Raw genomic sequence first — 23,023 nt, forward strand, 5'->3', positions numbered from 1 at the left:
AAATGAATTTCAGTGGATTAAAACTAATCACGATACTGTTGCCAGTATTGTTGTATACAATATGTCTTCGCGCGCAATCCACGTTACAGACGAAGTACGCAACTGTTACGATCGATAACAAGGGGTTTATATCCTCTGTCAGGAACAGGAAAAACGGACAGGAGTACTGTCCCCGTGGGCTGAGTTCCGCGCTGATGAGCCTTTATGCAGGGAAACAATACATCTTGCCTGTACAGGCAGTATATTCCCCGCAAAAGAAAGAGCTGTCACTTAAATATGCCAACGGAGCGGAAGCCAGGATCAGGATTGACCAGCAAGCGGAGTATCTCAAATTCAAGCTTTTGTCGCTAAGCCCAAGGAATAACATTGACAATATCGTATGGGGCCCGTATAAAACAACGATCAACGCGCTGATAGGAGATGTGATCGGAGTGGTGAGGAACAAGGAGTTTGCATTTGGCCTCCTGGGGCTGGATGATAACACTACCAGCGGTCCGCCCAGTGAAGGAGATATGTCTTTCATGTATTATTTCATACATTCTCCCGATCCCCAGAAATATCCGCTGCCTGCGCATCTGAAAGAAGGACAGACTTTCAGCATCGGTGGTGACGGTGTGAATGATGTGGCCTTTTATTCCCAGCCGGAAGAATATTTCAGAATGAATTACGGCAATGGCGCAAAGCTGGAACCAGCTTATGGAGCAAGCATCTGTATGCATTCCAGGGACCGCCGTAAAGAACAGATGATCCGGTTCCCGGACTACCCGGAAGGAATTGAAGGTAAGGCCAATTCTGCCAGGTATCAGCTGGTAACGCCTGCAGAAGCGGATTTTATCGGTTCCTCCGTTGCACTGTATGCCTGCCCCGATTCACTGGGCCTGCATACGATAGAAAAAATTGTACTGGCCGAAGGGCTGCCGCATCCTACCATTGATGGTAAATGGATCAAGGACCCGGCAGGATTCCGGCCAGATATCGCGTGGTGGGGCCCTCACGACAGTCTGGCTGCTTATGCCGGTCAACTTAATATCAAAGGGGTACAGGATGAAGGATGGGGTGAATATTATCCCAACCCCGCCAACCGCTGGAAGACGAAACAGATAAGTTTTGCCGGATCCGCTCCCATGAGCATCCCGGCATTTGGTGCCCTGATGCAACAGCAAGGCATCCGTTACGGATTGCACACGCTCTGTGAGTTTCTGCAGCCGGATGATAACAGCGATGTGGCTCCCGTGCCCAACGATAACCTCGCTATCATGCAACGTACGGTGATTACAAAAGACCTTCTACCGGAAGATACCATCATCGCAGTGGCTGATACGGCCTATTTCAATGAATTCGGTGGCTGGGAAGGTAATCATACCAACGTTTTGAAGATAGGAAAGGAGCTGATCGAATACGAAGGTATCACCCATACGTTTCCCTATACTTTCCTGAAAGTGAAAAGAGGTTTTCATCATACGGTGAAAGGAACCTACAAGGCCGGAACCACTATTGTGAAGCTGCAACCCAACTGCTACCGAGGTTTTGCACCTGATCTGAAACTACAGGATGTTTATGCTGACTACTACGGTAAATGGTTGACAGAAGGCAAAATGGACTATATCGACTTCGACGGCCTGGAAAGCTGTATGTATCAGGGACATGGTCAATACTCCTTCAAACGCTTTTTCCGCGGGCTTTTCGACAGCTATTACCGCAACGGCGGGAAATATCTCCGGGTAATGGGTAGTGCTGTACAGGAAGGCTGCTGGCATTATATGAGCGTTTGTAATGTTGGTGGCGGTGATCATATGTTCAGCCCTGTACTGAATAAATGGGGCATTGAAGGAAAAGACATGCGGTACGTTTTTGAAAGCAGTTATTTTCCTGCAACATTCGGTATCCAAAACTATCAGTCGGACTGGAGCCTGTATGATGCGGAGAACCTCGAAGCCAAATCCATTGGCTGGAATGCCACGTACATGCTGGGTTTGAGTCAGCAGGCTGTGGAAGCCAGTGCTGAAAAGGCGTCCATATTCAAGGCAATCCATACCTGGGAAGAGGCAAGGGCTGCCAATAAATTCAGCAAGGCCCTGAAAGAAAAGCTCCAGGACCTCAACTACAAATTCCATCTGGAGAAAACAGGGGCCGGCTCCTTCCTGCTGTATACCGTAAAAGAAAACAGGTTTCCGGAACTGACCTGTACCGCTGGCGCTGCGGTAGTCGCCGTAAACAATGAGTTTGAAGACCAGCCACTGGAATTTTCTATCAAAGTCACCGGACCCAAAGATGCTGTTATAAATGGAATGAAGATTATATGGGCCGGTAATACCGAGTTGCGGATTGATAAAAATATAAAAGCAGGGCAGTTGGTCATCTGCAAAAACGGGAAACTGTATGTGGCTGATAATGGCCGTAAACCGCTGGAGCAGGTGGCAGTGAACAAAGCCTTGCGGATTGCGCATGGCCAGCATTCATTCTCTGTGGCGGCGTTACACGCTGCACAGGATGAGAAGATCAGGCTCGAACTGGTGGTGCCGGTAACAAGCCGGGCGGAGAAAATTTAGTGCCATTATTTCTGATTTGAATGATTATATTTGTTCGAACATATAAACATAATGGTTATCAGAAACTGTAAATTCCACGTATTGTTACTGTGGCCGTTGTTCTCTGTAATGACATCAGGTGCACAGTCAACACAGAAAGACACTGCTGTCAGAGAGATCATCCTTGTTTTTAAGACACATTTTGACATCGGTTATACCGATTTTGCCGAAGCTGTTGTACAGAAATACAGCACCAGCATGATACAACATGCGCTGGAAGTGGTAGACAAAAACAAGGCGCTGGATGCAAACAGGAAATTTGTATGGACGGTTTCTGGCTGGCCTATGCAGCAGATATTGCAGCGCAGTGAGCCGGAAATAGCCACGCGGGTGAAGCAGATGCTGTCCAACGGCAACTTTGCCGTTCATGCGCTGCCATTCAGCATACAAACGGAATCAGCAGACCCGGAGATGCTGGTGCGCGGCATGAACATCTCCTCCGGCCTGGTGCGTAATGCAGGACTGCCGTTACCCCGCGATGCAAAGATGTCGGATGTGCCCAGTCATTCCTGGATACTGCCTACACTGCTCACACATGCCGGGGTGAAGATGCTGCATATCGGCTGTAATCCGGCATCTCAATCACCGCAGCTGCCATTGTTGTTCTGGTGGCAGGGCCCCGACAGCTCCAGACTGATGACCATGTACTGGGCGAAGAACTACGGCACTTCCCTGCTTCCTCCGCCTGGCTGGCCCTGTAAAACATGGCTGGCGCTGATGCAGACAAATGATAACGATGGCCCGCCATCTCCGGAAGAGGTAGACCGGATCATCGCAGATGCACATAAACTGGCTCCCAACGCCAGGGTCAGGGTAGGGCGCATCTCTGATTTCTACGACGCAGTCATGAAAGAAAACCCTCAACTGCCTGTTGTGAAGGGAGACATGCCTGATACATGGATACACGGATTCATGTCGATGCCCCGCGAAGTAAAGAGCAACCGGAAAATAAGTGCAGACCTCTTCACCTGGCAATCTCTCAACACGCTCTATCACCTCTGGACTTCCAAAGGATATAGTATCAATACACCGCTGCAAAAAGCATATGACAACAATCTGTTGTTTAATGAGCATACTTTCGGTATGGCTATGAGCCACGCCGGTAGCGGGGTATGGGCATATGGGGACGCTTTTGAACAGATGCGTGCACAGGGAGTGTATGATGATATTGAAACGTCCTGGAAAGAAAAGAGCAACCGTGTCTTTACGGCAGAGAATACCGTTACACCTTATCTCAACCGCGTGTTGCGGGAGCTGGCGCAGGAACCCGGCGTAAACGGCAAGCGGATCTTCGTCTACAACCCATTACCATGGACTCGTGGCGGCCTTGTCACCTTACATGCGTCTTCAGACTGGAACCCGGGCAATGCAGTAAAGGATATTGCAACCGGAGAGATTATTCCCGTATCCAATAAAAATAATGTAATACAGTTTATCGCAAAAGATATTCCTGCATCCGGGTATCGCAACTATCAGCTGATAAAACAGGATGCTCCCATGGGAACGGCATTAAGCATGAATGAAACTACCCACACCATTGAGAATAAATACTTCCGCATACAGCTGGATACTGAGCATGGCGCTATTGCCTCCATGCTGGATAAAAACAGCGGCAGGGAGCTGGTAGACCGCAACAGCGGGTATGGTTTCGGGCAATATGTATATGAACGTTTCAGCAAGCAGGATGCAGACGATTATACCGCCAGCTATGTAAAGGCATTTCATCAGGAATGGGCTGATGCAGAGCTGGGAAGGCCGGCATTGACACCTGGTCCGCATATAACTGTAAAAGGCGGCCATGCGCGAACTGTATTTTCGTCTTCTCCAGTAAGTGTAAGCGCCACCATGTTTTTTGAACCTGATGCCAACGTTCAGCACCGGTATAGTATAACGGCCACCCTATACGAAAATTCTCCTGAACTGGAACTGATATGGAGCATTAATGGAAAACCTGCAGAACCATGGCCAGAGGCAGGATGGATCAGCTTTCCGCTCAACGTCAGCCATCCATCTTTCAGACTGGGCAGGCTGGGAGGAATAACTGATCCCGCAACAGATTTTGTGAAAGGCAGCAATCTGGATTATGGCTTCCTTAATACAGGGATGGCTGTGATCGATGACAAAGGCGCCGGTGTGAGCTTGTTCTCCCCGGACGCTCCCGGCGTAAGCCTCGGCCGCACAGGGCTGTGGAAGTACTCTTCAGACTATGTGCCTCATCAACCAAATGTCTTCATCAACCTGTATAACAACCTGTGGAGCACCAATTTCACAGAGTGGATAGAGGGTTCATGGTCAGCCAGGATATATCTCCGCAGCACAACACATTATGACAATGAAAGCGCCGTAATCACACCGGCAGAAGAATATCGCTACCCGCTGAAAGCCGTGCTGGTAAATAACAAAGGCGGAAAGCTGCCTGTTGTTTCTTCAGGTGTACAGTTGTCCATGAAAGGGGTAATGGTGACCGCCTTCGCTGAAAACCCCGATGGCACAGGAACTGTCCTTCGCTTATGGGAACAGGCGGGTAACAGCGGAAAGTGTACTATTACGCTGCCGCCGCATCATCCCTTTAAGACAGCCTGCTATTGCGACCTGCGAGGGACACCATTAGGAAAACCTTTTGCGGTGAATGAAAAGATGGAAGTCAATATTAGCGCATATGCGCCATTAAGTATTTTATTAAAATAAATTTCTCCTGAAATAATGAAACAGAAGATTCGTTTGATGCTTTTACTGTTCATGGCAACGACTTGCTGCCTGACATCAATAGCCCAAACACCTTACAGCGCCTGGGACTCGCTGGCCCTTACCCCGCCTATGGGATGGAACAGCTGGAATTTTTTTGAAGCCAATGTGAGTGAGAAGGTGATCATGGACATGGCAGACGCGATGGCCTCCAATGGCATGAAAGACGCGGGGTATCAGTATCTGGTGATTGATGATCATTGGGTGGCGGGCCGTGACAAACACAACAACCTCTATGCAGATCCGGCCAGATTCCCGCATGGCATGAAGTATCTTGCTGACTATGTGCATGGAAAAGGTTTGAAGCTCGGTATCTATTCCGATGCTGCCTGGCTTACCTGTGGCGGTGTTACAGGCAGCTATAATTTCGAGGAGCAGGATGCACGCACCTTTGCCGCCTGGGGCATCGATTTTCTGAAATACGATTATTGTAATGCGCCGGAAGACGTAGCGACCGCTTTCACACGCTATAGCCGCATGGGTGATGCATTGAAAAAATGCGGACATCCTATCGTATACTCCATCTGTGAATGGGGACAACGCAAGCCATGGCTATGGGCCAGGGCCGCAGGAGGCCACCTGTGGCGTACCACCTGGGACAGCCGGGATGTATGGGAGTCACATAATTCCGACCTCACCGGCATCATGGAAATATTCCGCCAGCAGGAAAACCTTGCTGCCTATGGGGGGCCTGGCGGCTGGAATGATCCGGACCTGCTGATGGTAGGTCTTTATGGTAAGGGCCGGTCTTCTTCTGTTGACGGACGTTTTAAAGGATGCACCTTCGCAGAGTATCGTACCCACTTTGCATTATGGAGTATGCTGGCAGCCCCGCTAATGGTCAATATGGACCTGAAAAACATTACGCCTGATATACTCCGGCTGATTACCCATAAACAGTTGATCGCTATTAATCAGGACGTGTTGGGCAAACAAGCAGTGACCGTTGTAAAGAGGAATGGTATGCAGGTACTGCTGAAACCATTGAAGGATAAGGCTTTTGCGGTGTGTGTATTCAACAGCAATGCAGGTGCACAGACTTTTGATATTGATCTCACACGGGATCTTGACCTCTGGCAGCCATTCAGGATCACGGATATCTGGAACAACAAAGAGACAAAGGCGCTGAAAGGAAATCTGGAAGGTCATGACTGCGCGGTATTTATCTTGCAGGAAAAACAGAAGTAGATGGATACAAAACGTATAGTGCTGGGAACGGCTGGTCTCGGGGGCGTATGGGGTACAGTGGATGAAAGGACTGCTGTTCACACTATACTTCAGGCACTGGCCAGCGGGATTACTGCTATTGATACAGCGCCCGCTTATGGTGATGCAGAATATTATGTCGGAAAAGCACTGCAACAGTGGAAAGGCCCGTTGCCAACCATTAGTACCAAAGTAGGGAGACTCAGGTCTTACGCAGCAGATGAGGGGCATTATGATTATTCTACCACCGGGATGATAAAGAGCGTGCACAACTCACTGAAAACGCTGGGTCTTTTTGCGGTAGATATCCTGTTCCTACACGATCCCGAGGCAGTACCATCGCAGGAAGCAGACAGGGTAGTGGCCGTGCTGCAGGACCTGAAGCAGAAAGGACTTACACAGAAGATAGGATTGGGAGGGAACATCCCTGTATGGTTTGAGCACCATATAAAAGCAGGCGTCTTTGATGTGATCATGGAGTTCAACCGGCTGAATGCCTGTAACGTAGCTGCTTTGCAGGACAGGTTGCCCTGCTGCAATGAAAGGAATATTGATTATTTTGCGGCCAGTCCGCTGAATATGGGACTGCTGGGGAAAAACTTTCAACGCTGGCAACAAGCGCCACCGCAATGGTTACACACCGGCGCCATAACAGTGGCACAGCGGCTGCAGCAGATTGCGACAGAAAACCATCTTGCCCTGCCTGCCCTGGCGCATCGTTTCCTGCTCAATGTTCCGTATGATTTCAGCATTGTGATAGGGGCGTCCGACAGTACAGAGCTGGAAAGTACGCTGGCCAGCCTCCGGCAGGGGGAGCTGCCTGCATCTGTGTACCGCGATATACTGGAATGTAACAACAGGTGAGATCATGGACCAGCAGGGCATATTCACCGATTGTGTCACAATGGTCTTTTATGTTTCTTACTGGTTTAGATTATACTGTGCTGGTGATTTATATCATCTCACTTTTAACGCTGGGTTTTTATCTGGGCAGAACCCTGGGGCAGGACATATTCCTGGGCGGACGTTCGCTCAGCTGGTGGCAGACGGGGTTTTCCATGTTCAGTGCCAATGCAGGTCCAATGATGCTGATCGGCATGTCAAGCCTTGGGTTTTCACATGGAGTGGTGGGGGCCAATTTCGAATGGCTGGCCTGGATATTCCTGCTGTTGCTCGCGATGTTCTTTTTGCCCCGTTATCTCTCGGCTGGTATCAGCACTATACCGCAATACCTGCTGCACCGTTTCGGGAAAAACGCCTATAATTTTCTCGTGATCTACAGCCTGGTATCTATACTGGTGGTATGGCTGGGCAGCGCATTATATGCGGGAGGGCTGGTGATTGCACAGGTACTGGGATGTCCGCAGATATATGCAGTGGCGCTGATTGCATTGATTGCCACCAGCTATACTGCTGTTGGCGGTTTCAAGGCGGTGGTGCGCACAGGCATCTTTCAGTCGGTCATCATTATTGTTTCTTCCCTTATCCTGACAATACTGGCTTTCAACCGGGTGATAAAGAGCGGAGGTGTTTCTCAACATCTTCCTCCTGATTTCTGGAAACTGCTGCATGGCAGCTCAGATCCTGAATACTCCTGGCTGGCTGTACTGGCAGGATATCCGGTGGTGGCCATCTACTACTGGTGTGCCGATCAAACAATTGTACAGAAACTGCTGGGCGCAAAGGATCTACGTGAAGGGCAATATGGTGCGCTTTTCATTGCGGCGCTTAAAGTCATTACACCGCTTATCTTCCTGCTGCCAGGTGTGATCTGCTTTATTTTGTTCAGTGATATTACAACTGCCGACAATGCTTATATCACACTGGTGAAACAGCTGATGCCTGAAGGTTTCCGGGGGCTGTGTATTGCTGCGTTGATCGCGGCATTGATAGACACGGTAGCTTCGGGACTGAATTCTTTCAGCACGGTTTTTACACTGGATGTGATTGCACAGTTTAGAGAGATGAATGAGAAGGGCCGACGGCTTGCCGGAAGATGGGTTACTGTGCTGGCATCTCTGCTGGCGATAGGCGTGGCGTCAATATTTCAGCATTCCGGCAAAGGGTTATTTGAGATCACGCAAGGCATGGTTTCTATCCTTGCACCGCCATTATCGGTGGTATTCCTGGCATCGGTATGCTGGAAGAGAACGAACAGGGCTGCTGTAAACACAGTGCTCTATGGAGGAGGAAGCATCTGCCTTGTTGCAGGTATGTGTTATCTGCTGAACTTCCCCTACAAAGGATGCTGGCCGCATTTCCTGCTGCTGTCGGTATATCTGTTTGCTGGTCTGTTTGTATTGATGGTGGTAGTTACCTTGCTGACTGCTTCATCTGGCGAAGGGGCCGGGGCACCTCCGGTAGCGGAAGGGCAGGTAGAGGCACTTTCCCCGAAAGTGTGGATGGGCTGGGGTATACTGGCTGCTGTAATGTTGATCATTTACCTTATACTGAATTAAATATGAAAAAGATACAGATACTCCTGCTGTTAATGATTGCCTGTCTGGCTGCCTGTGGTACAAAAGAAAAAACGGAGGAAAAGGTTTTTGTGGTGAATATTGTTCCCGGTGAGCAAAAGCTGCAGGAATACCTCGACTATCACCGGAAGATATGGCCCGAAGTAGAAGCCGGTTTCAGAAAGGCTGGTTACAGAAAGATCACGTTGTACAGATACCAGCACTTGCTGGTGATGAAGATTGTTACGCCCGCAGGTGCAGACCTGCAGCAAATGGGAAAGGTGGCGGAATCATACAGTCCGCGCTGTGCGGAATGGAACCGCCTGATGGCCGGATACCAGTCGGGCGTAGCGGGCGCGGCCCAGGGCGAAACCTGGGTGGAAGCTGCCCCGTTTTATGAGTTCAGGAATGAATAACCGCTTCCTCTCCGTTATACCGTTTTATAAAATCACGGGGAGACACACCTTTGATATCCTTGAAGTGTTTGTTGAAGTTGGAAATATTGTTATAGCCACTCTGATAACAAGCTTCGGCTACGTTATGATGCCCTTGCAGCAATAGTTTGGCGGCATGGCCTATTCTTAACTCTTTCACAAAATCTATCAGTGTGCGGTTGGTTTTACGTTTAAAAAAACGGCAGAATGCTGCAGGAGACATGGGTATCAGTTCCGCCACTTCCTGTAATACGATCTCTTCTGTAAAATTCCGGAAGATATAATCAAATACCTTGTTGATCTTATTGGCTTCGCCTGAATTCTCCACCACATTGAAGTAAGGGGAGGAGAGTACCTCTGCATGTGAAGATAACGACAGCAGGTCCAGCAGCTGCAGCATCAGTACTGCCCTGCTGAGTCCTGTTTTAAACAACATCTGTTGCATAATGTTGTGGGCGGCAGTAATGGTAGGACCTTTGAACAATATGCCTTTCGCTGCTTTTTCAAAGAGTGTGTTGAGCTGTCTTGCCTCTGGTTTTTCCAGTAATTGTTTGCCGAGAAAATCGGGAAAGAAATGAATGATTGTTGCAGTGGGCGGTTGCTGAGCATCTACGAGTCCGTAGTATTGCCAGCAATGCGGCAGGTAACTTCCCAGCAATACCAGTTCCGTACCCTCAAAATCATGGATGTGGTCACCAATAAAACGTTTACCGCTACAGTTCTCCAGTAGCGCGATCTCAAAGTTCACATGTGATTTTAACGCGGTATACTTCTTTATTTCCAGGCATTCCGTTCTGATAGTAAACGATTGGTCTGCTGGAAAGGTGAAGTTTTCATAAACATACTGCATATTAAATTGGCATCTTCAGGAACTAAAAGTATTGAAAAATTTAGCAACATTTAGCAATTGTTTATCATTCTGTTGCCACTCTCCATAAGCGGCAAAAAAAACACCGGTATTGGTCAATTAAGGGCTTGTATGCCGGTGGCATGAATACGAATTTTACGCTCTGTTTAAATGTTGATAATAGCATCTTTATAAATTCCGCGATATGGCTCCCGGGTACCGGGTGTGGCGATGACCAGCCAAGTATAAACGATAAAAAAATTGATAGGGACAATGAGAAGATGGTATCTGTTGCCGTTCTGCTTACTGTGTGGTGGCCTGACGGCGTTTGCACAGTCACCGGCGGATAGTTTGCTTAAAAAGCTGCATGGCACGCTGCACTTCAGTATCCGGCAATTCAACGGTACTACGTTGGTATCAGAGCAATCATTCCGCAATAATGCGGCGCAGACGGTTGATGGCAGCTGGCAGCTGAAAACAACTGCCACGGCCATGCCTGGCGCTATCGACGTGCAGGCCGTATGCAGGCTGGAACAAGGCACTGCTGCACAAAGTGCTATCGCCGTATCGCTGGAGTTCGGTAAATGGAGCACGCACAATTATGTGATGGTGCCTGCCTCCGTGTACAACGGTAACCGTTACCGTGTGATCGGAAACGGCTACAACCCTTCCTATCCGGAGGATATGTATTACAACCCGAAGGTACCACTCACGATCTCCAATAATCCCCGTTTATCAACAGAAATAAATGGGCCTTCGCTTATTTCATTACAAACGGGCAATGCTGCCACACCGGCTATCTGCTTTTTCTCGCCTTCCGAAAAGAAGGGCTTTATCCTGCTTACCACCCAGCAGACGCGCCTTGGCAATAGTGGTCTCATCATTGAAGAGAGTAGCGGCAGCGACAGCTGTGTAATGGGTATAACGGCTCCGGCTGTACGAAAACTGGCAGCAGGTTTCGGCGACTTCCATCCCAGCGGTGATCATGCCCCCGACTGGAAAGCCGGCGATGAAGTAACAATGCATTTCCGGATATATGTATTTGAAGCAGATGGTATTCCAGCTGTGTTAAGTCGTTTTATACAGGTGCGCGGGGAACCGGGCGGCCCCGGCCAGCCCCGCAATATACTACCTATGAGTAAACTGCTGCAATGCGCTTCAGACATCTGCAGGAACAACTTCATAGCAGTAAAGGCAGGCGCTTATTATAAGCCGGAGAACAATGAGGACTTCCAGCTGGGATGGGTAAGTGGTATGATCAACACTTATCCGATGCTGGCGTTGAACGATACACTGGAACGGCAGCGTGTTGCCGCGGAACTTGATTTCGTAGTGAACACCCTGCAGGGAAAGAGCGGTTATTTTTATGGCGGTATCACCGCCGGCGGGCAACTGCACTCCGAAAAAATACATCCTTCCTTTCCGGTGGCGCAGGCTATGGTGAGGAAGAATGGGGATGTATTATTCTGGCTGATGAAACACCTGTTGTTGCTGAAAGCGCAGGGATATGGGGCCAGCATACGGCCGGAGTGGGAGCAGGCGGCAAGGCGCCTGGCCACGGCTTTTGCTGCTACCTGGAAAAAGTATGGTGAATTCGGACAATATATTGCTCCCGAAACAGGGGAGATAGCTGTATTTAATTCCACGGCGGGAGCCATTGTGCCGGCAGGGCTGGTGATGGCATCCCGTTACTTTCATGTCAGGGAATGGACGAAGATCGCTGCAGATGCGTCCGCCTTTTATTACCTCCGCGATGTTGAAAGACAGGGGCTCACAGGTGGTGACTGTGGGGATATTTCACAGGATGCCAATTCAGAATCAGCATTCGGTTTTCTGGAGTCACTGATGGCCATGTATCATTATTCAGGACAGCAACGCTGGCTGACGATGGCTGAAACCCAGGCGGCGCTTTGTGCTACATGGGTGCTTTCCTATGACCCTGTTTTTCCATCCGGCAGCGCTGTTGACCAGCTGCAATGCCATATGGCAGGTGCTGTATGGGCCAGCATTCAGAACAAACACGCCGCGCCGGGTATCTGCACCTCTTCCGGCGATGCCCTGTTCAAACTGTTCCGTGCCACCGGTAACAAGCGATATGCTGATCTCCTGCGGGATATTCAACATGCACATGCCGAAGCGGTGAATATGCCCGGGCATCTGACTACTCACCATCTGATAGGTTCATCTATGGAGCGTATACAACCCAGCGATGCAGAAGGAAAGGAGAGTGTGGGTAATTTTATCAATACACGCAACTCCTGGACAGAAACAGCCGGTATGTTGATGGCGCTGGAAATTCCCGGTATCTATGTCAATACAGATAAAGAAGAGGTATATGTCTTTGATCATGTTACTGCCCGTATCCTATCAAAAGATAAATCTGCTATAACCCTGGCGGTAACCAATCAAACACCCTACGATGCGGCTGTTTCACTGATGGCCGAAACAAACCGGCAGGCCTCTGTTCCGCTGGCATATACGGCATTTCTGAAATGGCTTCATATTAAAGTGGATGCAGGTAAAACTGTGGAGGTACGTATTCCCCGGGACTAGCTGCTTATCAGCCAGCAGCCTGTATGGACAAGGCATGGTGAAATATATTGAGTGGGTCCCATTTAGCTTTCACCTGTTGCAGCCGCGGATAGTTTTCCTTGTAGTAGAGGGTATGCCATGGTATGCCTGACTGGTTCCATTCGGGATCGGCGAGGTCTGTATCCGGATGGTTGATCATGCTGCCATCGGTTTGTTCGTTGGGTACAGGTACGCCACCAGAGCCGGGAAAGAGGTCCTTGTAAAAATTACGGACCCAGGCCATGCTGGGGGATGCTTCTTCGGGGCTGATCCAGCCTGTATTACAAGCTACATCCATGATAGCGTCCCGTTGTGCCGATGCGGTGGCATCCGGTGCTATGGTGCTTACTTTACCGCCGTAAGTGGCCATGCCTAAAACGCCGCCTATGCCGGCTTCCACCGTAAGATACTGATAGGCGGTCGTTATCTGGCTGTCGGTGAAGGGCTTGCGGAAAAAGGCATCTTTCACTTTTGCCTGTACTTTATCAAAGCCTGGTTGAAATAATTCAGGAAATGGATTGAGTGCAAAATGCAGCCAGGGGCTTTCTTCGGTCTGCTGTGTATAAGGCTGGCCAACAGGTGCGGCGATAGCGGCCAGATGATCTTCTATGAGCCGGGCGGCATTGGGGCCTGTGGCAAGGCCTTTTATCTCCAGCCGGCCTATATTACGGTGATTCAGAAAGAGTATACTGAATAGCTGGTTGTAGGGAGAATCGGGGGCGCTGTTTTGCTCGCACCAGGTCCCGAAATTTTGGGCGAGGCGCGAAAACGCAGCTTCATCAATGGTTTTCCAGTCCCATCCCACGCGGAAGGTGGTGATGGATGCCGGTGCTTTGGGTAATGCAGAAAAAGGATCGGATCCGGTAACATCCGGAGATCGCAGCCAGTAGCGGGTTACGATGCCAAAATTACCGCCGCCGCCACCGGTATGTGCCCACCATAGTTCACGATGAGGGTCTGTGGCTTCTCTCGTCGCAATAACACAGTGTGCTTGCCCGGAAGCATCGACAGTGACTAGTTCTACAGCATACAGATAGTCGGCTGCCAAGCCATATTCCCGGCAGAGAAACCCGAAAGCCCCGCCCACTACATGCCCGCCCATACCAATGCCTGGATATTCACCAGCAGGTAAAACAACACCCCAGCCCAGGAACAGCCTGCGGTACATCTCTCCCACGGTAGCGCCGGCCTCTACAGCAAAAGCAGCCTTTTCTGCATCATAATAAATATCGGTCATCAGCGAAATATCAATGAGCACCTGCGCAGCAGGGTCAGCAACAAACCCTTCCAGACAATGCCCGCCGCTACGAACCACCGGCCGCCGCTTGCTGTCCACCGCTTCCTGTAATGCTTCCTCTACTTCCTGCACAGTGGTGGGCAGATAGATATATTCCGGCTTTCCGGTAAAACGTTTGTTGAATCTTTTTTCAACGAGATCAGCATAACGTATATCCCTGGGCGTGATTTTTTCCATAGACTAAATTTAAACAAATGTTTCCAATCATTTTCTTGCTGCCGATTTATCTTATTTTAGCTGTCGGGACAATGGTTGCTGAATACCATTTATCCGGCGAAACCCTTTTAAACACAGCAAATGAACCAACAACTGATTGACAACATATCCTATTTTATACGGCTGTCTGAAGAGGAAAAAGAATGGATTTCTGAGAGATTTATTCCCCGTCATTACAACAAAGGTGATTTTTTCCTGCGAGAAGGACAGGTATGCCGCGAAGTAGGATTTATTGAGAAGGGGTTGATAAGATATTTTGTGACGAAAGAAGATGGAGAAGACCTGACAGTGGACTTCAATAAAGAACTGGAATATACCTGTAATTACGCCAGTTTTCTCGATCATTCACCATCATCTACCAGCATTCAGTGTATAGAGCCAAGCACCATTCTTTGTATTTCCTATGATGATCTTCAACTGTTATATACACATGTAGCAGAAGGGCAGAAGTTTGGCCGCCTGATCTGTGAATACCTGTACGTACTGGCCATTCACAAGGTTCGTTCTATGTACAGCCAGCAACCGGAACAACGTTATCTGCAGTTCCTGGACAGCTATGCGGACCTGGTGCCCAGACTGCCGCAATATTATATTTCTTCCTATGTAGGTGTAAAACCGCCATCACTCAGCCGGATCAGAAAAAGACTGGCCAGGTAAATTTATTAACCTGGGTGAATGAACAGGCGTTGAAGGCTTTATAGCTTTGTGTTGTCATCAGATAAAAACATACAAAGCCATGAAAACAATATCACAAAAAACAGCCTACATCGCCTCCCTGGCCACAGGATTATTACTGATCTTTATCGGAGTACGTTTTTTCCTTGCCCCGCTCCATGCAGAGGCTGATTACGGTATTCAGACAGGACTCAGCAGCAATTTTGCCTTTTGTTATATCAAAGGTATCCGTGATATGGCAACCGGCATCCTTACCCTGGTACTATTGCTGAACAAGGAATTCAGAAGTTTGGGTTGGTTGATGTTATGTATGGGTATTGTTCCTGTCACCGATTTTTTGATTGTATTAAATAGTGCTTATCACCAGAGCAGTCATCTGTATCCTCATCTTACTGCCGTGCTGATTTGCCTGACGGTAGGGCCTTACTATCTCTATACCACAAAAAATTCAACTATGCAAAAGGTTACACCAGCCCAATAAGGCGGTGTAACCTTTCTTTTTTTCATGCATGCCTGCGGAGTGATGGATTATTGATAGAGGTAGTTTAATGCAATGATGTCATTGCTATTAAAGGTACGGTTGCCACCATTAGAGCAGGACAGCATCCAGGAGTCCGGATCAGGATCGCTGGGAGTTCCTGGGAGATATACAGCACCTACGCCGCCATCACCTTCATCCACAGGATCACCACCGCAGCTATAGGAACGGTCCATATAGTCGGTGTGGCGCATACCAATACAGTGGCCCATTTCATGCTGGATAACAGAACCTACATACTGAACATTGGGGCTGCTGCCATATGCGGCAGGATTTGTGTTCATCTGTATCAGATTGAAAGGGTCTCCGGCATCTGTAGGGAAGCCGGATGATCCCAGGGTGATATAACCGCCGCTGGGCCCTTCATTGAAGCCCTGGATGGTCATATCTGCGGTGCCGCTGGTAATACGGCGGAATTGGATGCGAAGGCCTAATGCGTTGTAACGCTGGATAGCCAGGTCTGTGCCCTGTACAAAGGCGCTTCCGAGATTAACCACCCTTACGGTGATTGTACGGGGAAGTGCACTTACCAGGTTGTTGGTGGAATACTGTTCGGTTTTGGCAACTCTTACTTTATTGTAGGTTGCTTTTTTGCTGAGATCATTGGTGCTAAGGAAAATATCTCCTTCTACTAAATAGCCTCCGTTTACAGGGTGTACGTGTTGTGTACTGAATCCTTTAGCTTTGATCTGTGCCAGTACATCATTGGAGATGGCGGCTTTTTCGTTGTTGTCTTGTTTATTGTCTTTCCGGCATGAAGTAATGAGCGATCCTGCCATAAGGCAGATCAGCAACAGAAGTGCTTGATTTTTCATTGGTTGCGATTTTGGATGTTTGATTTTTAGATTGTTATAGTGCTTGCATGAAAAAATGAGTTATACTATAGCTATTGAATAGCTAACGTTAAAGACTATACGTAAAAATAAATACAGGAAAGCTTGGGTTATTCACCAACAAACAAGGCCATCCTTATGATTGCCGTATATGTATCCTCTGAAGCCGGGTTAATGAATAGAAGGGCTTTCCAGTGCTCTGAATTTTTTATGCGGGTTATTTAGATTTGCTAAGAGATTATGGCTCGACGTTTGGAACGTATGTTGTGACTTCTTGCCAATATTACAGCTTTCTGTTAATTGAAAAAAATATTTTAAAAACGTGCAGTTGTTTTTTCCAGTATTAGAATAGCAGTAGTCCGAACTATGTTGCTGTTGAAATTAAGTAGAAATTAAGTGGAATTTAAGTGGAATTTAAGTTTGTTTTAATCTTGTTTTAATGCTGCTGGTAAAGCGTTTGCTTTGATGTATTGATGGTAGCTAAATCAACTTTATCGATTCTGCCATCCTACAGGCTTCCATTGAATTAGAGACATGTAGTTTTTCGAGAATGTTCTGTCGGTGACGATGTACTGTATTTACGCTGATAGAAAGTGATGCAGCGATGTCTTTACTTCTTTTTCCATTTTTGATAAGTAACAGTACATCCTTTTCCCGTTCTGTAAGGATATTATTCAGCCGGTATTCATCCGGACTTATCACTTTACCTGTTCGTGTATTGATAATAGAACCCTGGTAAGTGCCGGTAGAATGTGTGTCCGGCGAAAAATTGTAGAGACATAGGGCCAGCCAGATACTGCCGTCTTCCGTGCTTTGTATATAAAACATCCGGTGCTGAACAGGAACATATTTTTTATGTTTGTCCTGCATATGCAGCGTGCTGATTACCTGGTAGTCCAACCTTTCAGCAACAGGCAGACTTTTTAACAGATGGAAGAAACGCAGCTCCAGCGCGTATTTCCCAAGCAGATCTGTTTGCCGTATCTTCTTCAGAATATCCTCTTCCCAAATTGATGTTATCTCCGTGGAATCTTCTTTATGAACAATACCCAGCGCTGATGCAGCTCCACCAGTGTAGATATAACTTTTGTTGGCTTTCAGATCACTTAAAACACTAATGGAATTTTCTACCTGTGCATATACCTGCGCAATCAACTGGAAATTGGAAAGTTTTGCTGCCGGATCGCTGTTGCCAAATGTTTGCCGGAGTAAATTATTATTTAATGTATGTAGAATATTCATAATGTATTTGTATGGTTATTTTTAACCATTGTGCATTCATTATTAAGGATTTACCTTTGCGAAGGTATTGGTTTTATATGGTTATTTTCTGATAAACCGACAATGCTGCGTAAAAGTTAAATGCTATTTTGATATGAAGAAGATTATTTTAAGTGTGTTGATGCTGTCCGCACTGCAATCCCTTTCTGCCCAGAGCCTGGAGAAAATGCAGTGGTTTAATGAACCCGCGAAATGGGAAATAAAAGAGAATGTTTTATCCATGTTTGTTACACCCCAAACTGATTACTGGCGCATATCGCATTATGGTTTTACGGTAGATGATGCTCCCTTTTATTTTGCTACCTATGGTGGTGAATTTGAGGTGAAAGTCAAGCTGACAGGAGATTATAAGGCGAGATTCGATCAGATGGGCCTGATGATCAGAATCGACCAGGAAAATTACATCAAAACCGGTGTGGAGTTTTATGACGGTAAATTTAATGTGAGCACAGTAGTAACGCACCAAACCAGCGACTGGAGCGTATTGCCGCTGGACAAAACACCACCGTTTATCTGGATTAAGGCTGTCAGAAGACTGGATGCGGTGGAGATCTATTATTCCTACGACGACAAAAATTATGTTATGACACGGAATGCTCCGCTCAGGGATAATCATCCGGTAATGGTGGGGTTGATGGCTGCCTCTCCTGATGGGAAAGGATTCCAGGCGAAATTCGAAAAATTCACTGTTCAACATCTGCCAGACCAGCGGAGATTAAACTGGTTGAAGCAGAACACAGAGAAATAACTCTTTTGGAAACCTGTCCTTATGTAATAACCACTGCTAAAATTCCACTACAGTAAAGGGCCGGATGGGCCCATAAAATAAAAAAAGCCTTCAAGCTCCCCGCTTTGGAGGCTTTTTTATTAAATAAAATGCGCATTTTTGCGGCAAAACCGGTTATCCCTATGTCTCTGTTGTTAGATTGTCTCTCCAAAGGCACTCAGGTGAGTATGTAAAATCCGGTGAATTAGAGGATACACTATACAAAAGAATTTGATGGTCACAAACAATTATTGCTCGTATATCCCTATGCGTTATACCTTACTGATGCTTTCTTTTTTATGCTTACTAATTCCCTCACTTTTAAATTCCTCTACTCATGGAAAATGCTACACAGGTCTGCGTAACGATACCTGGCGACTCCCAAATCAGCCCATTTTACGATCAGGTTCAGGACAACACACTTATCTGGGCCCGGAAATTCAGGCTGGCGCCCGATTTTAAGCCGGTGGAGTGGTATATGAAAGCCCGCTTTGGCTTTCAGGCTGCAAGGGAGTATCCACAGGCTACGCTTGATCAGGTGACGCTGGCAGGACAGCTGCTGACCTGGCTGTTTACCCTCGACGATACTTCCGACCGGGGCTCTACAGATAAAACGGCCGCCCATCATATGCGCCTCCAGCTGGATGGTTTCATCGGGATATTAAACAACCAGCCATACAATGGCGATGGAAAACTGGAGCGGGCCCTGGTAGATATTGTCACCCGTTTAAAGGCAATGAACAAACCCTTTTTGTTTAAACGGTTCTGCGAACATATGATCGACTATGTCAGGGAATGCCAGTTCGAAATTGAGACGCAGCTGTCCGGGAAGAAACCCGATATCGAAAAATACTATAAGGAGCGGCCCTATACCGGTTTTTACATCATGTTCCCACTGGTGGATATCTTCAACAGTTCAGCACTTCCGGATGAAGTGTACGACCATCCTGTAGTAAGAGAGATGGAGCTGTGTATGAACATGTGCGGCTGCCTCAGCAACGACCAGCATTCCGTTGCGCGGGAAGATGATATGGAGGAGAAAGGGTTTAACCTGATCCTGATTGCCAGGCGGGAGAAGGGTATCAGCCTCCGGGAAGCTAATGAATTTGTGGAGCAGGAGCATGCCCGGTATCTCCGGACATTTGAACAATGCCGGGACCGGTTGCCTTTTTGGAACGAGACTATCAACCGGCAACTGAACGACTACCTCTCCGGCTTATATAGAATTGTACGTGGTTATGACGACTGGGCCGTAACAGACACCGGCCGTTATGCCTCATGACAGTGTATGATTGGGAAGGAGAGGAGCCAGTGCCATATATAAATCATCGAAGTGTACAGGCTTAAGTAAAAAGCCGGCAGCGCCGGTATTTAAAATTTCCTCTTTAGAAAAGGCGTCCCCGCTGATAATCAGAATGGGGATGCTTTTTAATTCAGGATCGCTTTTTACAAATTTTACCAGCGCGGCGCCATGGAAGCCTTCCATGCTCAGGTCCGAAATAATGACATGAGGTCTTTCTGCCCTGATTTTATCGATGACTGTTGCTCCATTGGTGCAGATAACGGGGTTTATACCTAATCCTTTTAAGAATTTTTGTAGCAGGGATGCACCTAAAAGATCATCTTCCACTAACAGCACACGGGCGCCATAAAAGGTGTTTCTGCGTAACTGAGTACCCGGCGTGTTTTGTTTGCAGGCTATCGCTGGCTCATAGGGCAGCTCACAGACAATCGTTACTTTCTCCGCGCCTGTACTGTCAGGCATAAGGGCTACCTGACCTCCCAGGTGCTGGGCCAGATCTTTGGTGATAGCCAATCCTAAACCAGTTCCGGTACCGTTCTTGTTTTCAGTAACAAACCGGCCAAAGAGTTTGTCTGTGATATTAGGATCTATCACACCTTCGTTGGTAACTTTGATGATAAGGACATTGTTGTCTGCAGTACAGTCTACCTGTATCTCACTTTCTCCTTTAGAGAATTTCACAGCATTACCCAAAAGGTTATTTAAGATCTTCGTCAGAATCAGTTCATCACTATAAATCGGATTATGCATCAGCAGTGGTGAAATGGTATGGTTGATCCGGATGCCCCGGGAGGAGGCGATGTAGCCATTGGCGGCCACACAGCGTTTCAGGCAGTTTCCGAATGAAATATTTTCTTTTTTGACCGTATAGAATTTGCCGGATTCTATACGGGACATTTCCAGTACATTGTTGATGATATTACGGGTGATGTAACAACTATCGTATAAACTATTATAGAGGTCTTCGTTTTGCGCAGGCTGTTTATCCAGTTTCAGCAGCTGGGCGATGGAGAATACAGCATTGATAGGGGTACGGACCTCATGGAAGGTATCCTGAAGAAAGATGCTTTTACGGTCGCTGATAGCTTTCAGGCGCCTGGCTTCATGTAACAGGCTGTTGATTTGTGTGGTATAACTCATGAGCAGGCCCAGTATAAATATGAGCAGTACAATACTGGTAGACCAGCGCATGATGATGGTAATATTTCTGTTTATTTCCAGCGGGGCTACAAAATTGTAGTAGGAGTTGAGGATCATATAGGCGCCAACTCCCAGGCACCCGGCAATACAAAGCAGTAGTATCTTACTTTTTTTATACAGTATAAATGCGGAAGCCAGATAGAAGGTGATCACTGTGATAAACGCCAGCAACAGTTCCAGTGAAATAGCCGGCCCCAGTACGGTTGACCAGTATCCGATGAAAATGGCATTGGTCACCAGCATCAGTAAATTGGCATTATAATACTGTTTGGACCTGTTGAGGAAAATCACGCTTAGAAAACCAAGTGTTTCTATTGGCACCCCAATCAGAAAAAGAGCAGATGGTTTGAGAAAATAGAAATAACCTCCAACACTCGCTACTAAAATAATCAGCACTACTGCCATTAAATTTAAGACGATAGTGGATCTTTTTTCGACATCTTCCGCATTTTCAGTAGTACCGGCCAATATAGGTTTTAATAGCATGGTTTTTATCAAGAGGAAGCCAGCGTTAATATCACTTTTCATTTTACTACTAAAGGGTTTATAGGTTTAAAGGCCTTTCTCTTATTACAACGGGTTTTTCAATCCGGTAAAAAATCAGCGCTGGTGTAAGAAATGCTTTAACGAAGTAAGATAGTGAATTTATTGAAAATGAAAGTGTATTTTTCTGTTCTCACACATTGATTGTCAGTGTACTTAGTGCATAATACTCCTTTTACGGGGAGGTTTCTTCCATCATTCAAAGAGCTTCGGGAGCGGGTTACGGCTATTTGTTTTTAAAGCGTTCTATTTCTTCCACCTCATGGGTGGCTTTGATAATGTATGTCCATTCTTTGCTTCCAAAGAGGATGCGGAACCATTTTTTCTCCATGTTCTGAGGCGTGATATTCCGGAAGAGCCAGATGGATAAGAGCGTAAAGCCGAGGGTAACAGGAAAGGCTGTCAACCAGAAAGCACCTGCTTTTTCCTGTATCCAGGCTGGAGTCCAGAACCAGGTACAATAAAAGGGCATCTGCAGGAATAATACCCTGTAAATATGAATGGTGGATGCCTGCAGCGCGGAGAGCCGTTGTAAGGTATCGGTGACACTGTTGCTCAAATCAATACGGCGGATCTGTATTACCTGGCGCAGATAAACGATAATGGCCAGGATGCTGAAGAGCATGATCATGCCCATCGAAATGGTGAAAAACGGATTGCGAAGGTGATCGGCATATACGAGGAAACCCAGCAGTAGTACGAGTACGATGCCCAGCAATACTGCCCATGTTTTAAACCGGGCTACTGAGTTGAGTATGGTTTTTACCTTAAACTGTTGCAGGTGCGTGAAGGTTTCCAGATTGACCATCCAGGCCTGCATATTCAATATGCTGGCCTCTTCAACTTTCCGGTTGAAATCGTTCCAGAGGTTTTCTAATTTTATGTCTTCCATATCCTGTATGTTTAATTGGTTATTTTATTAATATCAGTCCGGATCACTCAATATGTTCTTTTTTAGCTTTTCCTTGATCCTGCTGATTTTGGTGGCTACGTTTGTTTCTGTCAGGCCCATGATTTCGGCTATCTCCCGGTAACTTTTCTTTTCAAAATAAAGGATGACCAGAGCCCTCTCAAGGTCAGGTAGCAGGGTTATATGTTTCTGCAGCTTATTGGTGGCTGCTTCCGCTTCTGTTACATCCGGACGGGTGTCTTCAATTTCCAGATAACGCTCCTCAAACGGAATAGTCCCCTTGTTTTTAATCCGGTTCCGGTAGTATGTTATGGCAACGTTGATAGAAACCCGGTACATCCAGGTGGAAAATTTACAGGTCGGGTCATATTTAGGGAAGCCCTTCCATAGCGTAAGAACAATTTCCTGCGCCAGGTCTTCCCGGTCAGTTTTATTATAGCAATAGGCATAGCAGATCTTAAGGATGATTCCCTGAGTGCCCGCCATTAACCGGATAAATGTTTCCTGTTCTTTTGCTGTGCTCATGCTGTATGCTGCTTACAATATATGATACGCAGTCGAAGGGCAAAAATCACAGAAGCGCAAAGAAATTTTTTAGGTAAATGAAGATGAGA

18 protein-coding genes are annotated in these 23,023 nt (G+C 47.2%); 11 read left to right on the top strand and 7 right to left on the bottom strand.

Annotated features, from left to right (window positions below; all coding sequences use genetic code 11):
* The first annotated feature begins 2 nt into the window (after positions 1-2).
* The 6 genes from DF182_RS26945 to DF182_RS32490 are packed head-to-tail and all read left to right on the top strand — an operon-like array spanning position 3 to position 9,411.
* The gene (locus DF182_RS26945) at positions 3-2,549 is read left to right on the top strand and encodes a hypothetical protein (RefSeq protein ID WP_147243561.1); all 2,547 of its coding nucleotides are present in this window, start codon (positions 3-5) and stop codon (positions 2,547-2,549) included.
* Between the two features lie 51 nt (positions 2,550-2,600).
* Entirely contained in the window at positions 2,601-5,276 is a 2,676-nt protein-coding gene (locus DF182_RS26950; protein WP_113618859.1) for a glycoside hydrolase family 38 N-terminal domain-containing protein, read from the top strand.
* Between the two features lie 15 nt (positions 5,277-5,291).
* Entirely contained in the window at positions 5,292-6,521 is a 1,230-nt protein-coding gene (locus DF182_RS26955) for a glycoside hydrolase family 27 protein (protein ID WP_211327221.1), read from the top strand.
* Positions 6,522-7,403 (top strand): aldo/keto reductase, encoded by an 882-nt coding sequence (locus tag DF182_RS26960; protein ID WP_113618860.1) that lies wholly within the window; start codon positions 6,522-6,524, stop codon positions 7,401-7,403.
* Positions 7,404-7,453: 50 nt separating this feature from the next.
* On the top strand, positions 7,454-8,998 hold the full coding sequence (locus DF182_RS26965) for an SLC5 family protein (protein WP_113618861.1): 1,545 nt from the start codon (positions 7,454-7,456) through the stop codon (positions 8,996-8,998).
* Between the two features lie 2 nt (positions 8,999-9,000).
* Entirely contained in the window at positions 9,001-9,411 is a 411-nt protein-coding gene (locus DF182_RS32490; RefSeq protein WP_161964280.1) for an L-rhamnose mutarotase, read from the top strand.
* Here DF182_RS32490 and DF182_RS26975 read toward each other — a convergent pair.
* Positions 9,398-10,279: an AraC family transcriptional regulator gene (locus DF182_RS26975; protein WP_113618862.1), complete on the bottom strand. Its 882-nt coding sequence runs from the start codon at positions 10,277-10,279 to the stop codon at positions 9,398-9,400. The two genes, DF182_RS32490 and DF182_RS26975, sit on opposite strands and share 14 nt — an antisense overlap.
* Before the next feature lie 270 nt (positions 10,280-10,549).
* Here DF182_RS26975 and DF182_RS26980 point away from each other — a divergent pair, with 270 nt between their 5' ends.
* Positions 10,550-12,829, top strand: a complete 2,280-nt coding sequence (locus tag DF182_RS26980) for a hypothetical protein (RefSeq protein WP_113618863.1) — start codon at positions 10,550-10,552, stop codon at positions 12,827-12,829.
* Between the two features lie 7 nt (positions 12,830-12,836).
* Here the strand turns inward: DF182_RS26980 and DF182_RS26985 are convergent, their stop codons facing one another.
* Entirely contained in the window at positions 12,837-14,321 is a 1,485-nt protein-coding gene (locus tag DF182_RS26985; RefSeq protein WP_113618864.1) for an FAD-dependent oxidoreductase, read from the bottom strand.
* Positions 14,322-14,441: 120 nt separating this feature from the next.
* On the opposite strand from DF182_RS26985, the gene DF182_RS26990 reads away from it, so the two are divergent.
* Together DF182_RS26990 and DF182_RS26995 are read left to right on the top strand one after the other, a co-directional pair.
* On the top strand, positions 14,442-15,017 hold the full coding sequence (locus tag DF182_RS26990) for a Crp/Fnr family transcriptional regulator (protein WP_113618865.1): 576 nt from the start codon (positions 14,442-14,444) through the stop codon (positions 15,015-15,017).
* 79 nt (positions 15,018-15,096) lie between these two features.
* Complete coding sequence (locus DF182_RS26995) at positions 15,097-15,516, top strand: DUF4267 domain-containing protein (RefSeq protein ID WP_113618866.1); 420 nt, start codon at positions 15,097-15,099, stop codon at positions 15,514-15,516.
* Positions 15,517-15,563: 47 nt separating this feature from the next.
* Here the strand turns inward: DF182_RS26995 and DF182_RS27000 are convergent, their stop codons facing one another.
* Both DF182_RS27000 and DF182_RS27005 read right to left on the bottom strand, forming a co-directional pair.
* Complete coding sequence (locus tag DF182_RS27000) at positions 15,564-16,388, bottom strand: M57 family metalloprotease (protein ID WP_113618867.1); 825 nt, start codon at positions 16,386-16,388, stop codon at positions 15,564-15,566.
* Between the two features lie 498 nt (positions 16,389-16,886).
* The gene (locus tag DF182_RS27005) at positions 16,887-17,648 is read right to left on the bottom strand and encodes a response regulator transcription factor (RefSeq protein WP_113618868.1); all 762 of its coding nucleotides are present in this window, start codon (positions 17,646-17,648) and stop codon (positions 16,887-16,889) included.
* Positions 17,649-17,781: 133 nt separating this feature from the next.
* On the opposite strand from DF182_RS27005, the gene DF182_RS27010 reads away from it, so the two are divergent.
* Positions 17,782-18,435 carry a DUF1349 domain-containing protein gene (locus DF182_RS27010; protein WP_113618869.1) on the top strand — a complete coding sequence of 218 codons (654 nt, stop codon included), beginning with the start codon at positions 17,782-17,784 and terminating at the stop codon, positions 18,433-18,435.
* A 355-nt stretch (positions 18,436-18,790) separates the two neighbouring features.
* On the top strand, positions 18,791-19,735 hold the full coding sequence (locus DF182_RS27015) for a terpene synthase family protein (RefSeq protein ID WP_113618870.1): 945 nt from the start codon (positions 18,791-18,793) through the stop codon (positions 19,733-19,735).
* Here DF182_RS27015 and DF182_RS27020 read toward each other — a convergent pair.
* The 3 genes from DF182_RS27020 to DF182_RS27030 all read right to left on the bottom strand — a co-directional run bounded on the left by DF182_RS27020 (position 19,730) and on the right by DF182_RS27030 (position 22,934).
* Positions 19,730-21,442: a hybrid sensor histidine kinase/response regulator gene (locus DF182_RS27020; RefSeq protein WP_161964281.1), complete on the bottom strand. Its 1,713-nt coding sequence runs from the start codon at positions 21,440-21,442 to the stop codon at positions 19,730-19,732. The genes DF182_RS27015 and DF182_RS27020 overlap by 6 nt on opposite strands.
* Before the next feature lie 283 nt (positions 21,443-21,725).
* Positions 21,726-22,391 carry a hypothetical protein gene (locus tag DF182_RS27025; RefSeq protein ID WP_113618872.1) on the bottom strand — a complete coding sequence of 222 codons (666 nt, stop codon included), beginning with the start codon at positions 22,389-22,391 and terminating at the stop codon, positions 21,726-21,728.
* A 33-nt stretch (positions 22,392-22,424) separates the two neighbouring features.
* Positions 22,425-22,934, bottom strand: coding sequence for an RNA polymerase sigma factor (locus DF182_RS27030; protein WP_113618873.1), 510 nt, complete (start codon positions 22,932-22,934; stop codon positions 22,425-22,427).
* Positions 22,935-23,023: the final 89 nt, after the last annotated feature.

The organism is Chitinophaga flava (assembly GCF_003308995.1).
GTDB lineage: Bacteria > Bacteroidota > Bacteroidia > Chitinophagales > Chitinophagaceae > Chitinophaga > Chitinophaga flava.

Bases quoted from the DNA above. Each gene is read 5' to 3' on its own strand.
- DF182_RS27010 (WP_113618869.1), top strand. From the start codon at position 17,782: ATGAAGAAGATTATTTTAAGTGTGTTGATGCTGTCCGCACTGCAATCC.
- DF182_RS26975 (WP_113618862.1), bottom strand. From the start codon at position 10,279: ATGCAGTATGTTTATGAAAACTTCACCTTTCCAGCAGACCAATCGTTT.
- DF182_RS27020 (WP_161964281.1), bottom strand. From the start codon at position 21,442: ATGCTATTAAAACCTATATTGGCCGGTACTACTGAAAATGCGGAAGAT.
- DF182_RS26985 (WP_113618864.1), bottom strand. From the start codon at position 14,321: ATGGAAAAAATCACGCCCAGGGATATACGTTATGCTGATCTCGTTGAA.
- DF182_RS26945 (WP_147243561.1), top strand. From the start codon at position 3: ATGAATTTCAGTGGATTAAAACTAATCACGATACTGTTGCCAGTATTG.
- DF182_RS27030 (WP_113618873.1), bottom strand. From the start codon at position 22,934: ATGAGCACAGCAAAAGAACAGGAAACATTTATCCGGTTAATGGCGGGC.
- DF182_RS27025 (WP_113618872.1), bottom strand. From the start codon at position 22,391: ATGGAAGACATAAAATTAGAAAACCTCTGGAACGATTTCAACCGGAAA.
- DF182_RS27000 (WP_113618867.1), bottom strand. From the start codon at position 16,388: ATGAAAAATCAAGCACTTCTGTTGCTGATCTGCCTTATGGCAGGATCG.
- DF182_RS26965 (WP_113618861.1), top strand. From the start codon at position 7,454: ATGTTTCTTACTGGTTTAGATTATACTGTGCTGGTGATTTATATCATC.
- DF182_RS26960 (WP_113618860.1), top strand. From the start codon at position 6,522: ATGGATACAAAACGTATAGTGCTGGGAACGGCTGGTCTCGGGGGCGTA.
- DF182_RS27005 (WP_113618868.1), bottom strand. From the start codon at position 17,648: ATGAATATTCTACATACATTAAATAATAATTTACTCCGGCAAACATTT.
- DF182_RS26980 (WP_113618863.1), top strand. From the start codon at position 10,550: ATGAGAAGATGGTATCTGTTGCCGTTCTGCTTACTGTGTGGTGGCCTG.
- DF182_RS32490 (WP_161964280.1), top strand. From the start codon at position 9,001: ATGAAAAAGATACAGATACTCCTGCTGTTAATGATTGCCTGTCTGGCT.
- DF182_RS26950 (WP_113618859.1), top strand. From the start codon at position 2,601: ATGGTTATCAGAAACTGTAAATTCCACGTATTGTTACTGTGGCCGTTG.
- DF182_RS26955 (WP_211327221.1), top strand. From the start codon at position 5,292: ATGAAACAGAAGATTCGTTTGATGCTTTTACTGTTCATGGCAACGACT.
- DF182_RS27015 (WP_113618870.1), top strand. From the start codon at position 18,791: ATGGAAAATGCTACACAGGTCTGCGTAACGATACCTGGCGACTCCCAA.
- DF182_RS26990 (WP_113618865.1), top strand. From the start codon at position 14,442: ATGAACCAACAACTGATTGACAACATATCCTATTTTATACGGCTGTCT.
- DF182_RS26995 (WP_113618866.1), top strand. From the start codon at position 15,097: ATGAAAACAATATCACAAAAAACAGCCTACATCGCCTCCCTGGCCACA.